Raw genomic sequence first — 16940 nt, forward strand, 5'->3', positions numbered from 1 at the left:
GATGATGGAACCGAGCGCTCGTCTCGTACGGCTTTCTCCCGCACGCCTGGCCGACGTACGCCGGCGGACTGGCGACCACTCCGACAGGACCATCACCGAAGCCTGCGCCATCGGGCTGTCGTACTGGACGACGGGTGAGAGCCCCGACGGCATCGACCTCACCCCCGGCACCCTGTTCGCCGACGTCCTCGGATGGGTCGACAACGGCGGGGCCGGCCCCGGAGACTGGGAGGTCGGCGCGGACGGCCGGAGCATCCGCGTGCCCGACGGCGTCTCGCCGGCCGAGGCGCAGCTCGCGCTGGACGACCTGGCCGACTTCCCGGACCGGCCTCTCGGCACCATCGGCCCGTCCAGCGTGGCGGCCAGACTCGAACTCCTGGCCCGGTGGAACGACACCGGGGCCGACCGGAGCCGCCCCACCATCGTCGAGATGTTCCACGAGCAGGCGCGTACCAGGCCGGACGCCGTCGCCATCGTGGACGAGCGCCGTTCACTGACCTACCGTCAGGCAGCCGACCTTTCCAGCCAGTTGGCCCACCACTTGATCGAGCGCGGCCTCGGCCACGAACAGGTCGTCGGCATCTCACTGGGCCGCTCCGCCGAGATGGTCGTCGGGCTGCTCGCCGTGCTCCGGGCGGGGTGCGCGTTCGTGCCGCTCGATCCGCAGTGGCCCGCCGCGCGCCGGGCCGTCGTCATCGAGGACGCCCGCGTCGTCGTGCAGCTCAACGACTCGGGTGAGCACGACCCGGCCGAACCGCCGGCCGTGGCCGTCGACCTCGACGACTGGCGCCACGGATCCCACCCCACCGAGGGGACCGGCATCACCGTCCACGGCGACGCCCTCGCCTACGTGATCTTCACGTCCGGCTCCACCGGACGGCCCAAGGGCGCCATGATCCGGCACGAGGCGATCAGCGAGCGCCTGCTGTGGCAGGCGAACGAGATCCTGGGCTTCGGCCACGACGACGCCTCGCTGTTCAAGGCGCCGTTGTCCTTCGACATCTCCATCAACGAGATATTCCTGCCGCTGGTGTCCGGCGCCCGCCTGGTGGTGCTGCGCCCCGGCGGTGAACGCGACCCGCACCACCTGCTGAGCGTCATCGCCGAACAGCGCGTCACCTTCACCTACTTGGTGTCGTCCATGCTGGACGTGCTGCTGGAGATCGCCGGCGACTCCGGGCGGCTGGACAGCCTCAGGCACGTGTGGTGCGGCGGCGAGGTGCTGACCCCGGAGCTGTACGAGAGGTTCCGCACCAAGCTCGACATCCCCATGTACCACGGCTATGGCCCGGCCGAGACGACCATCGGCGTCTCGCACGTCATCTACCGGGGAGAGGCGGAGCGCCTGTCGACCTCCATCGGCAAGGCCAACCCCAACACCCAGCTGTACGTCCTCGACGAGGAGCTGCGCCCGGTCCCCGTCGGTGTCGGCGGCGAACTGTACGTGGGCGGGTTCCTCCTGGGGCGTGGCTACGTGGGCGCGCCCGGTCTGACGGCCTCCCGGTTCGTCGCCAACCCCTTCGCGAACGACGGCTCCCGCCTCTACCGCACCGGCGACCTCGCCCGGTTCGCCCCGGACGGCTCCCTGGACTTCCTCGGGCGTGCCGACAACCAGATCAAGATCCGCGGCATGCGGCTGGAGATCGAGGACGTCGAGGTCGGCCTCGCCGAGCACCCCGGCGTACGGCACACCTGCGTCGTCGCCCGGAAGAACGCGGCGGGCGGCACTTATCTGGTGGGCTACGTCATCCCGGCCGCGGGCAGCGAGGACCTGCGGGCGGACGAGGTCAAGGCGTGGGCAGCCGAGCACATGGTCGAGTACATGGTGCCCGCCCACATCGTCGTCATGACGGAGTTCCCGCTCACCGCCAACGGCAAGCTCGACCGCAACGCCCTGCCGGAGCCCACGATCGGCACGGGCACCCTCGTACGGCCCACCACCGACGACGAGCGCGCGGTCTGCGCGGCGGTCGCGGCGGTGCTGCGGCTCGAAGAGGTCGGCGTCGACCAGGACTTCTTCCAGCTCGGCGGCGACAGCATCCTGGCGATCTCGCTGTTGACCGCGCTGCGCGACGCGGGCCTGTACGTCACGGCGCGGCAGATCTTCACCCACAGCACCGTGGGTGCCCTGGCCGCGGTCGCGAGCCGGGAGGACGTCTCCACGGTCGACCACCGCGACGTCGCGACCGGGCCCGTCGTGGGCTCGCCCATCGTGCAGTGGCTCGGCGAGACCACCGACGCGATCGACGGCTTCGTGCAGTCCGTCGTGCTGAACACCCCGCCGGACCTGACCGCCGACGCGCTCGACGAGATCCTCACCGCCGTGGTCCGCCGGCACGACATGCTGCGCGCCAGGCTGGTGCGCGCGGACCGCTGGAGCTTCGACATCCCGGAGCCGGACCGGGCCGTCACCGGTTGGCAGGAGAGCGACCGGCCGCTCGACGTGTGCGTCGCACTCGCCACCGACGCCCTGGACCCCGACAACGGGCTGATGCTGCGAGCCGTCTGGCGCCCCGCGGCGCGGCAGCTGGTCCTGGTCGCCCATCACGTGGTGATCGACGGTGTGTCCTGGCGGATCCTGATGGACGACCTGGCCACGGCCTGGCGGCAGCTCACCTCGGGTGCCCCCGTCGAGCTGCCCCCGGTGGGCACGTCCTTCCGCCGCTGGACGCAGTTGCTGGAGCGCGCGGCCTTCGACGCGGACGGTTCCTACTACTGGCGCCCGCTGCCGGGAGAGGACCGCCCGGTGGGCAGGCGCGCGCTGTCCGAAGCCGACACCGTCGCCACGGAGCGACTTCGCACCGTCTCGGCCGGCCCGGAGGTCACGGCCGCGCTGCTGGGCGACATCCCCGCGAAGTTCCACGCGGGCGTCAACGACGTCCTGCTCACCGGGCTCGCCGTCGCGCTCGCCCGATGGCGCCGCGACCTGGGACAGGATCAGACCTTCGCGCACATCGAACTGGAAGGCCACGGCCGCGAGGGACAGTTCGTGGCCGCCTCCGCCGGTTTCGAGCCCGAACTGTCGCGAACCGTCGGCTGGTTCACCACCCTCTTCCCGGTCACCGTCGATCCCGGCACGGCGGCCGACTTCACCGACCCCGCCTATCTGACCGCCGCCCTCAAGGCGGTCAAGGAAGACCTCGCCCGGGTGCCGGACAACGGCGTCTCCTACGGCGCCCTGCGGTACCTGACCGACACCGAGTTCGACGCGCCCGCACCGCAGGTGCTCTTCAACTACCTGGGCCGCTTCGCCGCCGGAGAGCCCGGCGACTGGCAACTCGCCCGCGCGACAGGCCAGTTGGGCGAGAAGCGTGATCCGCGCATGCGTCTGCCGCGCGCCCTGGAGTTCAACGCGATCGCCGAACCCGCTCCGACCGGCGAGTACGACCTGGTCACCACCATCTCCTGGCCCGACGGCATGTTCACCGACGAGGACATCGCCACCATCGGCGGCTACTTCCGGGACGCCCTGGCCGGACTGGCCGCACTCGACCCGCACGGCGGCCACTCGCCCAGCGACTTCGGCCTGGTGCCGCTGACGCAGGCCGACGTCGACGCCCTGGACGGCCCGTCGCTGCGGGACATCCTGCCGCTGACGCCGTTGCAGGAGGGCCTGTACTTCCACTCCGTCTTCGACGACGACTCGGCCGGCGCCTACGTCGAACAGCAACTGCTCACCCTCGACGGCGAGGTGGACGCCGACCGGCTCGCGGCGGCGGCCACCCGGCTGCTCACCCTGTACCCGAACCTGGCCGCGCGGTTCGTGGCCCTCGCCGACGGCCGCGTGGTCTCCGTACTGGAGAACGGTGTCGAGGCGCCCTACACCACCCTGGACCGCCCCGGCATCACCGACGCCGAGCTGCGCGGCCTGGCCGAGCGGGACCGCCGCGCCGGATTCGACCTGGCGACCGGCCCGTTGATGCGCTACACCCTCGTGCGCGGCGGCCCGGGCCGCAATGTCCTGGTGCAGACCGTGCACCACATCATCGCCGACGGCTGGTCGGTGCCGCCGATGCTCCGCGCCCTGCTCGCCGAGTACCACGCGCCGGGGACCGTGTACCCGACCGGCGGCTTCGCCGACTACGTGCGCCGGCTCGCCGGGCGCGACGCCGACGAGAGCGACCGGGTGTGGCGCGAGCAGCTCGCGGACCTGCCCGGCCCGTCGCTGGTCGCCGAGGGCCACACCCCGTCCGACCGGTTCGCCGACACCGCCGTGTGCCCGGAGCATGACATCGACGCGGCCGCCCGGTCGGCCGGCGTGCCGTTGAGCGTCGCCGTGCACAGCGCCTGGGCGGTGACACTGGGGGGCATCCTGCACGGCAGGGACGTGGTGTTCGGCTCCACGGTGTCCGGCCGCGACGCGGACGTGCCCGGCATCGAGGACATGGTGGGCCTGTTCATCAACACGATCCCCGTCCGCGCCCGTTGGACCAGCACAACCACCGCCCTGGACCTGCTCGCCTCGGTGCGGGAACACCAGGGCGCGGTCCTGCCGCACCAGCACGTCTCCCTGGCCAGGATCGGCCGCCAGGCCGACGCCGGTTCCCTGTTCGACACCCTTGTGGTGTTCGACGTAGCGACCGACGTCGATGCGCTCCGCCGGCCCGGCGACACCCTGGTCGTCACCGACCTCGCCAACGAGGGCGCACCGCACTACCCGCTGACCCTGGTCGTGGAACGCGCACTCGACGGGCGCCCCCGCTTCAACCTGATCTACGACGGCGAGCTGCTGCGGGAGACCACCGCCCGGGCGATCCTGCGCACGTTCACCTCGACCCTCACCGCCCTGCTCACCCGACCGGACACCCTGGTCGACGACGTGGCGTCCGAGGGCGACCGGCGCCCCGCGCGCATCACGCCGACGACCCTGGGCGGCCTCTTCGACACCGCCGCGCGGCGCGACCCGGCCGCCACCGCCGTCACCCAGTGCGGCCTCGACGGCGGCACCCGGTCCCTGACCTACGGCGAACTGGCGCAGGCCAAGAACGAGTTGGCCTCCGCGCTGCGCGCGGCCGGTGTCGGCTCCGGCCGACGGGTCGCCGTCGCCGTCCCCCGGTCCGTCGAGCAGGTCGTCGCCCTGGTCGCCGTCGTCACCGCGGGCGGCGCGTACGTACCGCTGGACCTGGCGTACCCGGACGAACGGCTGGAGTACATCCTCGCCGACGCCGCACCGCAGGTCGTCCTCGTGGACCGGGAACAGCGCGACCGCTTCACGGAACTCCTGGCCCGCACGGGCGTACAGGCCCGCGTACTCGTCCAGGGCGACGAACTTCCGCAGACCACCCCCGCGCACCCCTGCCGGGAGGCCGGCTGGCACGACCCGGCCTACGTGATCTACACCTCCGGATCGACCGGCCGGCCCAAGGGCGTCGTCGTCCCGCACTCCAGCGTGGTGACGCTGCTCGCCAACACCCAGCCCGACATGGACTTCGGACCGCACGACGTCTGGGTCCAGTTCCACTCCTTCTCCTTCGACTTCGCGGTCTGGGAGCTGTGGGGAGCGCTCGCGTACGGCGGTGAGCTGCTGGTGCCGGAGTACGGGCTGACCCGCTCCCCGGTCGACTTCCACCGGCTGGTCCGCGAGCACGGGGTGACCGTGCTCAACCAGACGCCGTCCGCCTTCTACCAGTTCATCGAGGCCGACCGGCACGCCGGCGAGCCCCTGCCCGCCCTGCGCCGCGTCATCTTCGGCGGCGAGGCACTGGACCTCGGGCGGCTGCGCGGCTGGGTCGAGCGGCACGGCACCGGCTCGCCCGAGCTGGTCAACATGTACGGCATCACCGAGACCACCGTCCACGTCACCCACCGCGTGCTGACCGAGGCGGACTTCGGCCCCGGCGACGACCTCAGCCCGATCGGCGGCCCCCTACCCGGTCTGGTCATCCACCTCCTCGACGACCGGCTCCGCCCGGTGCCGCCGGGCCGGGTGGGCGCCATCTACGTCGCCGGCGACCAGGTGTCGCTCGGCTACCTGGGCCGGCCCGGTCTCACCGCGGGCCGCTTCGTGGCGAACCCCTTCACGGGCGACGGCTCCCGCATGTACCACACGGGCGACCTCGCCCGCCGCACCCTAGACGGCGAGCTGGAGTTCGTCGGCCGCGCCGACGACCAGGTCCAGCTCAAGGGCTTCCGCATCGAGCTGGGCGAGGTCGAGACCGCGATCCGCGAACTCGACGGCGTGATCGACGTCGCCGTGACGGTGGCGGACAGCGGGGATCACCTGGTGGCGCACGTGGTGGGCCGGGTGCCGTGGGACTTCGCCGAGCGACTGGCCACCAAGCTTCCCGTGCACATGGTGCCGGGGCAGGTGCTCACGATCGACGCCCTGCCGCTGACGGTGAACGGAAAGCTGGATCGAAAGGCCTTGGAGAAGCGCGCCTTTGGGGGCGCGGGGAACTGCGCGCCAAGCCACGACGCACTCGCAGACGAAAGCATTGCGGTGGCCGCCCTCACCAAGATCTTCTCAGACACGCTGCCCGGTTCGGAGGTGACCGCCGACACCGACTTCTTCCACGCCGGAGGCGACAGCATCATCGCCATCACGGTCGTCAACCGCGCCCGCACACTCGGCCTGCCGATCGCCCCCCGGGACGTGTTCCTGCACAAGACCCCTCGTGCGCTCGCCGAGTACCTGGCGACACGGACACCACAATCCGCCGCCCCCACCCACCGCGAGGACGGCCCGGTCCACCCGACGCCGATCATCCTGCGCCAACGCGAACTGGGCGGCTCACTCACCCGGTTCGCCCAGGCCAGGACCCTCCAGGCCCCCCAGGGCACCACCTTCACGGACGTCCAGCGCGCCGCGAACGCCGTGGTCGCCGCACACCCGGCCCTGCGCCTGCGGCTCCACACCGAACACGGAGTGTGGACCCTCCGCACGGAACCAGCCCGCGACGTCACCGTCGTACGGGAGCCCACCGACGCCACGACCGCCGCGAACGACGCCGCCGGACGGCTCGACCCCGAGTCGGGCGAGGTCGTCGCCTTCTCGTGGCTGGACGCGAGCCGGACCCTGGTCGTCACCGCGCACCACCTCGCCGTCGACTCGGTGTCCTGGCTGATCCTGCTGGACGACCTGACCGCCAGCCTGCGCGGGGAAGCCCTGGCCGCACCGACCACGTCGTACGCCGAGTACGCCGAAGCCCTGGCCCTCCGGTCCGCCCACGCGACCGACGGCCTCGGGCACTGGCTCACCACGCTCCAGGCGCCCCCGCTGCTCCCCGCCGTCGAGGGACTGCGGGAGACCACGGTCGTGCTCCCGCCCGAAGCAACCGACCGCGTGACGCGCACCGCGCCCGCCGCACTCGGCGTCGGCCTCACGGAACTGCTGTGCGGAGCCCTGCGCACCGCGCTGACCCACATCCAGCCCTCGCCCACCGACCTCGCGATCGACCTGGAGCGGCACGGCCGGGTCCCGGTGCTGGAACACCACGACTACGCCCGCACGGTCGGCTGGTTCACCGCCATCGCACCCGTACGCCTCACCGCGCACACCGACCCCCTCGCAGCCGCGCGCGAGGTCGCCGAACGCCAGCCGGACGAGCGCGCCCACGTGAGCTACGGACAGCTCAGGTATCTCAACCCGCAGACGGCTCCGCTGCTCGACACCGCCCACCCGCACGTGCTGTTCAACTACCTCGGCCGGGGCAGCGAATCCCAGGCGGTGCACCTCACCGGGGGCGACCAGGGCAGCCCGTACGCCGTCGAGGTCAACGCCTGGCTCGACGAGACCACCGGCAGCCTGCACGCGGAGTTCAGCCTCGCCGAGGGCATCCCCGACGAGATCACCGAGCACTGGCGCCGCGCCCTGGAGCGCCTCGCGGACGCCGCCGTCACGGCGGAGCGCACCGCACCGGTCACCCCGCTCCAGCGAGGCCTGTACTTCCAGGCCCAGATGGCGGGCTCGGCCGGGCACTACGTGGCGCAGAGCTGGTTCACGTTCGACCGGCGCCTGGACACGGGCGCGCTGGCCGAGGCGATGGCGTACGTGATCGCCCGGCACCCGGTCGTGGGCGCGGGCTTCACGACCGACTCCGAGGGCAACCCGGTCCAGGTCCTCAAGGCCGGCCGGCGGGTCCACGTCCGTACCGTCGAACTGGCGGCGGACGCCGAGATCGAAGCCCTGCGCTCCCGGGACCGCGACACCGGGTTCGACCCGGGCGAACCGCCGCTGATCCGGCTGACCGTGGTACGTCTGCCCGGCGACCGCGACGGCCTGCTGCTCAGCTACCACCTGCTGCTGTGGGACGGCTGGTCCCGCGAGATCATGCTGCGGGACCTGTTCGACGCCTACGAGGCCGCCGTCCGGGGCGAGCCCCTCGACGCGGTCCCGGGCACACCGAGCTTCGAGGACTACGCCCGGGCGCTCGACGCCAAGGACTCCGCCGTCTCGGAACGCTTCTGGGCGGAGCACCTGGCCGGCCTCCCCGGCCCCACACTGCTCGCCGGACCGGCGCCGTCCTTCTCGGACGACCTGCCGTGCGCGCTCGTGCACACGCTGTCCGCCGAGCAGTCCGACCTGCTGCGGGAGGCGGCCAGGACGCACGGCGTCACCCTGAACTCCGTGCTGACGGGCGCGTTCGGCCTGCTCCTGGGCGCCCACACGGGCCGCAGTGACGCCGTGTTCGGCGTGACGGTCTCCGGCCGCGAGGGCGAGGGGCTGTCCAACATCGTCGGCGTGCTGCTCAACACCGTGCCGATGTGGACGCGGCCCCGGCCGTACGACACGGTCCGCGACTACCTGTCGGCCGTGCAGAGGGCCAGGGTCGAGGCGATGGAGCACGAGCACCTGGGGCTCGGCGAGATCCAGCGGGCCAGCGGGCACGACACCCTGTTCGACAACCTGTTCGTGCTCCAGAACTTCCTGGACATGGACGCCTTCGCCGAGATGAACGCCCGGCACGGCATCACCTCGGTGCAGGCCGACGACTCCACGCACTATCCGTTCACCTGGGTCGTCACGCCTGGCGACCGGCTCACCGTCAAGCTGGAGTACCGCGACCAGGACACCGGCAACGCCCGCCGTCTGCTCGACGACTACCTGCGCGTGCTGGAGGACCTCGCCCGGTCGACCGGCCCGGTGGGCGCGCTGCGGGGCCTGGGGCCGGAGCCCTCGCGGGGCGAGCGCACGGACATCGGCACGGACACCGTCGTCGACCGGTTCGACCAGGCGGCGGACCGGGCACCGGAGCGGGTCGCGCTCGTCGCCCACGGTTCGACGATGACCTTCGCCGAACTCCGGGACCGCAGCCGGGCGGTGGCCGGTGTGCTCGCCCGGCGGGGCATCGGCCCCGAGCGGAACGTCGGACTCGCGATCCCGCGCTCCCTCGACTCGATCGTGGCGCTGTTCGCGGTGCTGCGGGTCGGCGCCGCGTACGTGCCGCTGGAGCTGGACCACCCGGACGAGAGGATCGCCGCGATCGTCGAGGACGCCCGCCCGGAGGTGATCCTCACCGTGAGCGCGGTGTCGCCCCGGCTGGCCTCGCTGGACGCCGACCTGATCGAGCTGGACCGCCCGCTGCTAAAGACCGAGCCGTATCCGGCCTTCGCGCCGGACGACCCCGACCGCCTGCGGCACCCCGCGTACACGATCTACACCTCGGGATCGACCGGCAAGCCCAAGGGTGTGGTGACCGAGTACGCCGGGCTCACCAACATGCTGATCAACCATCAGCGCCGGATCTTCGAGCCGGTGCTGGCGGAACACGGCCACCGGGTCTTCCGCATCGCGCACACCGTGTCGTTCGCGTTCGACATGTCATGGGAGGAGCTGCTGTGGCTCGCCGACGGGCATGAAGTGCACATCTGCGACGAGGAGTTGCGCCGCGACGCGCCCCGGCTGGTCGCGTACTGCCTGGAGCACGGGATCGACGTCGTCAACGTGACACCGACCTACGCACAGCAGCTCGTGGCCGAGGGCCTGCTCGACGACCCGGAGCGTCGGCCGCCGCTGGTGCTGCTCGGCGGCGAGGCCGTCACGCCGACGCTGTGGCGGCGGCTCGCCGAGACCGAGGGCACGGTCGGCTACAACCTCTACGGACCCACCGAGTACACGATCAACACCCTCGGCGTCGGCACCTTCGAGTGCCAGGACCCGGTGGTGGGTGTCGCGATCGACAACACCGACGTGTACGTCCTGGACCCCTGGCTGCGCCCCCTGCCGGACGGCGTCCCCGGTGAGCTTTACGTGGCGGGCATCGGCATCGCGCGCGGCTACCTCGGGCAGCCCGGCCAGACCGCGCACCGCTTCGTCGCCTGCCCCTTCGGGGAACCCGGCGAGCGCATGTACCGCACCGGGGACCTGGTGGTCCGCCGGCCCGACGGCAACCTGATGTACCTGGGCCGCACCGACCAGCAGGTCAAGATCCGCGGGCACCGTGTCGAACTCGGCGAGGTGGAGGCGGTGTTCGCGGCGCACCCGGCGGTGCGGTTCGCCGCCGCGGTCGCCCAGCCCGACCCGCAGGTCGACGGGGCGTACCGGCTGGCCGCTTATCTCGTGCTCGACGGGGCCGAGTTGGCGACGGTGGCGGCCGACGTCGGCGCCGGACTGCCGGACTTCCTGCGTCCCACGCACTACGCCCAGGTCGACAGCATCCCGCTGACGGTGAACGGGAAGGCTGACACCAAGGCGCTGCCGGAGGCCAAGCCGCTGGGCGCGCTGACCACGGCGGGGGAGCGGGGGCCCGCGACCGAGACCGAGACCGTGGTGTGCGAGTACTTCGCCGAGGCACTGGACCTGGACGACGACGAGGTGAGCGCGGTGAGCGACTTCGTGTCCCTCGGAGGACACTCCATGCTGGCGGTGCGGCTGATCGGGCTGCTTCGCCGCGAGTACGGTCCCGTGATCACGATCCGTGATCTGTTCACCCTGCGCACCCCGGAAGCGATTGCCCGCCACCTCGATGACAACTCCTGACACGCAGCGGCCCCGCTCGGGGTCCGACATCCTCCGCACCGCCCTGCGCCGCAATGTCGGCGCCATGGCCGGCGGTACCCTCCTCATGGGCCTGTACCAGGCGGGCGAGACGGCCTTCCCCATCGCGCTCGGCCTGATCGTCGAGCACACGATGCGGGACCGCAGCCTCGGCGCGCTCGGCCTCTCGATCGCCGTCCTGGCCGTGATCATCACGACCGTGTCGCTGTCCTGGCGGTTCGGGATGCGCATCCTGCAGAAGGCCAACACGACGGAGGCGCACCGCTGGCGCGTCAAGGTCGCGGCCTGCGGACTCCAGCCGGTGGCCAGGGACGTCGACCTCAAGTCCGGCGAGGTGCTGACCATCGCCACCGAGGACGCCGACCAGACCGCCGACATCATCGAGGTGGTGCCGCTGCTGATCAGCTCGCTGGTCGCGGTGGTGGTCGCGGCGGTCGCCCTGGGTCTGGCCGACATCCGGCTCGGTCTGCTGGTGATCGTGGGAACCGTCGCGATCCTGTCGTGCCTGAGCGTGCTGTCCAAGCGGATCGGCACCAGCACTCAGGAACAGCAGGCCCGGGTGGCGCGGGCGGGCGCGAAGGTCGCCGACCTGATCACCGGCCTGCGCCCACTGCACGGCTTCGGCGGAAACCACGCGGCGTTCCGGTCCTACCGGCAGGTCAGCACGGAGGCGAAGGTCCAGGCGATCACCGTCGCCAAGGTGAACGGCGCCTACGCGGGCACCGCCCTGGCCCTCAACGCGGTGCTCGCCGGCGCCGTGACGCTGCTGGCCGGCTGGCTGGCGTTCGACGGCCGGATCAGCATCGGCGAACTGGTCATGGCCGTGGGCCTGGCGCAGTTCATCATGGAACCGCTCAAACTCTTCTCGGAGATGCCGAAGTACGTGATGATGGCGCGCGCCTCGGCCGAGCGCATGGCGCTGGTGCTGACGGCCCCACCGGTGATGACGCCGGGATCCGAACGCCCGGCCGACAGCGCGGACGTGGAGATCGACTGCGTCCGGTACGGAACCCTGCGCAAGCTGAAGTTCCAGGTGTCCGCCGGGGAGTTCGTGGCGATCGCCGCCTACCAGCCGCGCGCGGCGGCCGACCTCGCGTCGATCCTGGCCGTGAACGTCCCGCCCGGCGCGTACGAGGGGACGGTGCGGGTCGGCGGCCGGGACCTCGCGGACCTGTCGGTCGAGGCGGTCCGCGAGCACATGCTGGTGAACCCCTACGACGCGGAGATCTTCGCGGGGACCCTCCGCTCGAACATCGACCCGTCGGGCACCGGCCGCATGGTCCCGGAGGCGGTCGAGGCGTCCATGCTGACCGACGTCGTCGCCCTGCACCGCGAAGGCCTCGACTACGCCGTCCGCGACCGCGGCGCGAACCTCTCCGGGGGGCAGCGCCAACGGCTCTCACTGGCCCGCGCCCTGGCCGCCGACAGCGACGTCCTCGTCCTGCACGATCCGACGACGGCCGTCGACGCGGTGACGGAACAGCTCATCGCCCGCAACGTCGCGAAGCTGCGCCGGGGCCGCACCACCCTCGTCCTCACCAGCAGCCCGGCCTTCCTGGACGCCGCCGACCGGGTCCTCGTCCTGGACGACGGAGCCATCACGGCCGAGGACACCCATCGCAACCTCCTGGCCACGAACGAGGGCTACTGCCTGGCGGTGGCCCGGTGACCGGCTGTGGCCGGCGGCCGTCGCGGCCGACTTTCGTTCCCCCGGGTGCCTGTCACGGCGGTACTTGCGTGTGCGCTGAGCTCTCCGCCCGGCGGGCGTACCGCCGGACCCGGCGTACCGCTCGCCGGTCCGCACGCCTCAAGCGAGTGCCCAGGCGACGTCCCTGAGCAGGGCGTGACGCCAGCCCGCCCGGTCGTGGCCCGACGGCGACCGGGACACCCGTACGGTGGCGCCGGCCCGTTCTGCCAGGGTCTCGGTCAGTTCGCAGTGGGGCAGCATCCGCGTCTCGTGTTCCCCCACGTCGAACGCGACCCGCAGGCCGGACAGGTCCGGGCGCTCCCGCAGGCGCGCGGCGATGGTGCCGCCGACCGGCCCGCTCAAGGGGTCGGCCAGGCCCGGGGCGTCGGGGGTCCACCAGAACGACCCCGACTGACAGGCGACGCGGGTCACCAGGTCAGGGAATTCCAGCGCCGCGTACACCGCACTCAACCCCCCGAGGCTCTGCCCGGCGACGACCAGCCGGTCAAGCTCGGCGGTCACCCCCGACTCCGCCACCAGCGGCAGCAGTTCGTCCCGGACCGCCTCCCACAGCTCGGGCCGGCAGGCGAACTCCGCCTCCCTGTCCCTGGTCGGCAGAAAGACGAGCGTGACCGGCGGCATCTCCCCACTTGTGACCGCCGAGTCGAACGCGGTCATGGCCGGGTGCAGATACAGCCAGTCGTCCCCGTCGAGCAGCAGGACCACCGGCCCGCCACCGCCCGCGGGATGCACACGCACGGTCCGCCGCCCGCCCAGCCGTTCACTGGCCCAGCGGATCCGGGTACGGGGGAGGGGCAGCACACCGTCCGCGCCGACGGCGGGCCAGTGCGGCTGGACCGGCGCGTCCGGCGTCGCGGCGAGGGACCGGTCACCGCCGGCCCCGACCGGGTTGAGCGGATCGGCGTACGCCTCCTCGCCCACGCGGAACTGGTACGTCACCCGCAACCGCGCGGGCATGCGCACCTCGGCGTACCAGCAGTCCGTGTCACCGAACCGGGCCAGCGGCAGCGGCTCGGACCAGCTCTCGAAGCCGATGGTCGCCGCACCGGCCCCTCGCCACAGGAAGAGGGTGGTCCAGCCGTCGCCGTCGGGTATCGACGCGGGTGACCGCGCGGCCGCCCAGAACGCGTCGGTCCCCGGTGTGCCGGGCAGTCCGAACGCGGCGAAGGTGTCGTCCCCCGACAACCTCATGGACGTCTCCTTGTGGAGCGAAAAGGCAGAAGGCTAAGCTCACTTGCGATTAGGCGAGCCTAACCTAATGTTCACAGGAGGTACGGCACATGAGCACCAACCCCTTCGACGACGCCGACGGCCGTTTCCTCGTCCTCGTGAACGACGAGGGCCAGCACTCGCTCTGGCCGTCCTTCGCGGACGTGCCCGGCGGGTGGACCATCGCCTTCGAGGAGAACACCCGGGAGGCCTGCCTGGAGTACGTCGAGGCCAACTGGACGGATCTGCGCCCCCGTTCCCTCGTCGAGTCCATGGACGCCTGACACCCGGTGCTCTGCGCCAGACTGACGAACGCCCGCTTCGTCACCATGGACCCGGCCCACCCCGTCGCCCACGACCTGGGCATCTGGCGGGGCCGGATCGTCGGCCTGGACGAGGCCGTGACCTCGCTGCCCGCGCGGGAGGTGATCGACCTTCAGGGCGCCACCGTGCTGCCCGGGTTCATCGACGCCCATGTGCACCTGGCCTGGACCGGCTTCAAGCAGAACACGCCGAGCATCGCGGGCCGCACGCGGATCGACGACGTGCTCGCCGTCGTGGCGGAGGCCGTCCGCCGTACGGCCTCGCCCGACGCCTGGGTCAGCATCGCCGGCTACGACCAGCGGGCCCTGGGCCGCCATCTGACCGCCGCCGAACTCGACCGGGTGAGCCACGGGCGCAGGGTGTTCGTGCTGCACGACTCCGGACACGGCTGCGTCGTCAACACCGCCGTCCTGGACCGGCTCCCCGCCGGTGTCCCCCACGAGAACGGCTTCCTCGCCGAGGGCGCGATGGGTGCCGCCCGCGCCCTGCGCCTGCCGTACTCCCAGGAGGAACTCGCCGAGGCGATCGGACGCGCCGCCCGGACCTGCGTCGCCGAAGGCGTCACCGCCTGCGCCGAGGCAGGCATCGGCGGCGCCCTCTTCGGGCACAGCCCCGTCGAACTCGGTGCCTACCAACTCGCGTGCGAGAAGGGCCTGTTGCCGCTGCGGGTGCAGCTCATGGTCGCCGCGGACCGGCTGCGGCCCGTCGCCGCCCACGAGACCGACGGCATTCCCAGGGCCCTCGACCTCGGCCTGCGCACGGGCTTCGGCGACGACTGGCTCTCCGTCGGCGCCCTGAAGATCTACACCGACGGCGGCATGATGGCCCGTACCGCCGCGCTGAGCAGCCCGTACGAAGGGCTGGACCACACGGGCCAGTTGCAGGACGACCCAGAGACGCTCACCGAGACGATCGTGGCCGGCCACCTCGCCGGCTGGCAGCTCGCCGTGCACGCCATCGGCGACCGCGCGGCCGACGTCGCCCTCGACGCCCTGGAGCGGGCCCAGCGCCTGCGGCCACGCCACGGCGTCCGGCACCGCGTCGAACACGCGGGCCTCATCCGCCCCGACCAGCTGTCGCGCATGGCGCGGCTCGGCGTGAGCGCGGTCGTCCAGCCCAACTTCCTGCGCCATTTCGGCGACGACTACGCGGCGATCATGGGCGAGGAGCGGGCGCCGTGGCTGTACCGGGGCAAGGCATTCCTGGACCACGGCATCACCCTCGTCGGCAGTTCCGACCGTCCGGTCACCGACGGATCCCCGCTGCGCGCCGTCCAGTTCATGGTCGAGCGCGCCTCCGCGTCCGGCCAGGTGATCGGCCCGGACGAGGGCGTCACCGTGGAGGAGGCGCTGCGCGCCTACACCGTGGCCGGTGCCTACGCCTGCCACTGGGAGGACAGCGCCGGCAGCCTCTCCCCGGGCAAGCGCGCCGACCTGGTCGTGCTCGGCGACGACCCGCGGCGCGTCGACACCTCCCGCATCGGCGACATCGAGGTGGTGGCGACGTACGTCGACGGCCGTGACCGACGCTCCGCCGCGTCCGAGAGCGGGGCAGGGAAACCCTGAACTCGGCCACGCCGCCCGTGCGGCCGGCCCTCTCCCTCACCGAGTGCCGGTCAGGTCACCGTGAATCCGTCGGCACACGGCGGGGCTCGTGGAGCGGCTCCGTGCCGCCGCTCTGATCGCGGGCGGCATCCGGGGATGACACCGCGACGCGCATCGGAGCCAAGGGCGGAGCCGCTGCCGGAAGCGGCGTGCGGTGTCAGGCGCGGATGACCTCCACGCCGGCCGCCGTGAACGCCTCGGTCAGCTCGTCCGAGGCGCCCTTGTCGGTGACCAGGACGTCGATGTCCTCCACCGGGCAGATGCGGGCGAAGGCCCGCCGGTCCAGCTTGGAGGAGTCGGCGACCGCGACGACCTGCCGCGCGCGGCGGGCCAGCGCCCGGTTGATGCCGGCTTCCCCCTCGTGGTGGGCGGTCGCCCCGTGGGCCACGTCGATGGCGTCCACCCCGATGAAGACCTGGTCCAGTGCGATCTCCGCGAGCAGTTCGGTGGCCAGCGGCCCGATCAGCTCATAGGACGCCGGCCTGGCCACCCCGCCGGTCACCACGAGCTTCACATGGCGCCGTACGACCAGTTCGTTGGCGATGTTCAGGGCGTTGGTCACCACGGTGACCGCCGTTTCCGCGCCGCTGGAACTCAGGTCGGCCCGTGTGGCCAGTGCGCGCGCCACCTCGGTGGTCGTGGTGCCGCCGTTGAGCCCCACCACGGCGCCGGCCTTGACCAGCCCGGCGGCCGCGTCCGCGATCCGCTCCTTCTCCGGAGCCCTGCGCGCGGCCTTGTAACGCAGGGGCAGGTCGTAGGCGATCGCGTTGAGCACGGCTCCGCCGTGCGTGCGGGTGACCATCTGCTGGCGGGCCAGCTCGTCGAGGTCGCGCCTGATCGTCGCGGCGGAGACTCCCAACTCCGCGGCAGCCGGTTCGACCTCGATCCGTCCGTCGCGCGTCAGCATCTCCAGCAGCGCGCTCCACCGGGCCTGCGGTGCCGCCATGCCTCACAACTCCCTGTCCATGGTGTGCGCCACGATGTGCGCACTTCCATGAAACCACGGCGCTTGATTGGGTGTTTTATGGTCTCAAACGAGCAAAACCCTGCACGCTCCGGCACCACCTTGCCGCTGCCGCTGCCGCTTTGCCCGTCCCCGCGGGGCGAAGGAACCTCTTGGCTTGCTCAAGGGGAGATTGAAGTCGCCGGGGCGGGGGGC

Annotated in this window: 6 protein-coding genes; 4 read left to right on the top strand and 2 right to left on the bottom strand. The window is 72.1% G+C overall.

Annotated elements, in window-relative coordinates; translation table 11 throughout:
* Position 1 precedes the first annotated feature (1 nt).
* Both AC07F0_RS07895 and AC07F0_RS07900 read left to right on the top strand, forming a co-directional pair.
* The gene (locus AC07F0_RS07895; RefSeq protein WP_478975650.1) at positions 2-10918 is read left to right on the top strand and encodes a non-ribosomal peptide synthetase; all 10917 of its coding nucleotides are present in this window, start codon (positions 2-4) and stop codon (positions 10916-10918) included.
* Positions 10905-12605 carry an ABC transporter ATP-binding protein gene (locus tag AC07F0_RS07900; protein WP_478975653.1) on the top strand — a complete coding sequence of 567 codons (1701 nt, stop codon included), beginning with the start codon at positions 10905-10907 and terminating at the stop codon, positions 12603-12605. The genes AC07F0_RS07895 and AC07F0_RS07900 overlap by 14 nt, the downstream gene beginning before the upstream one ends.
* A gap of 138 nt (positions 12606-12743) precedes the next feature.
* Here AC07F0_RS07900 and AC07F0_RS07905 read toward each other — a convergent pair whose 3' ends face one another.
* Entirely contained in the window at positions 12744-13835 is a 1092-nt protein-coding gene (locus AC07F0_RS07905; protein ID WP_478975656.1) for an alpha/beta hydrolase-fold protein, read from the bottom strand.
* A gap of 89 nt (positions 13836-13924) precedes the next feature.
* Between AC07F0_RS07905 and AC07F0_RS07910 the strand changes: the two genes are divergently transcribed.
* Together AC07F0_RS07910 and AC07F0_RS07915 are read left to right on the top strand one after the other, a co-directional pair.
* Complete coding sequence (locus AC07F0_RS07910) at positions 13925-14137, top strand: MbtH family protein (RefSeq protein ID WP_478975659.1); 213 nt, start codon at positions 13925-13927, stop codon at positions 14135-14137.
* 6 nt (positions 14138-14143) lie between these two features.
* Positions 14144-15742 (top strand): amidohydrolase, encoded by a 1599-nt coding sequence (locus AC07F0_RS07915; protein WP_478975662.1) that lies wholly within the window; start codon positions 14144-14146, stop codon positions 15740-15742.
* A 196-nt stretch (positions 15743-15938) separates the two neighbouring features.
* Here AC07F0_RS07915 and AC07F0_RS07920 read toward each other — a convergent pair whose 3' ends face one another.
* On the bottom strand, positions 15939-16727 hold the full coding sequence (locus AC07F0_RS07920; RefSeq protein WP_478975664.1) for a DeoR/GlpR family DNA-binding transcription regulator: 789 nt from the start codon (positions 16725-16727) through the stop codon (positions 15939-15941).
* Positions 16728-16940 lie beyond the last annotated feature (213 nt).

Source organism: Streptomyces sp. NPDC045955 (assembly GCF_056430805.1).

Bases quoted from the DNA above. Each gene is read 5' to 3' on its own strand.
- AC07F0_RS07895 (WP_478975650.1), top strand. From the start codon at position 2: ATGATGGAACCGAGCGCTCGTCTCGTACGGCTTTCTCCCGCACGCCTG.
- AC07F0_RS07900 (WP_478975653.1), top strand. From the start codon at position 10,905: ATGACAACTCCTGACACGCAGCGGCCCCGCTCGGGGTCCGACATCCTC.
- AC07F0_RS07905 (WP_478975656.1), bottom strand. From the start codon at position 13,835: ATGAGGTTGTCGGGGGACGACACCTTCGCCGCGTTCGGACTGCCCGGC.
- AC07F0_RS07910 (WP_478975659.1), top strand. From the start codon at position 13,925: ATGAGCACCAACCCCTTCGACGACGCCGACGGCCGTTTCCTCGTCCTC.
- AC07F0_RS07920 (WP_478975664.1), bottom strand. From the start codon at position 16,727: ATGGCGGCACCGCAGGCCCGGTGGAGCGCGCTGCTGGAGATGCTGACG.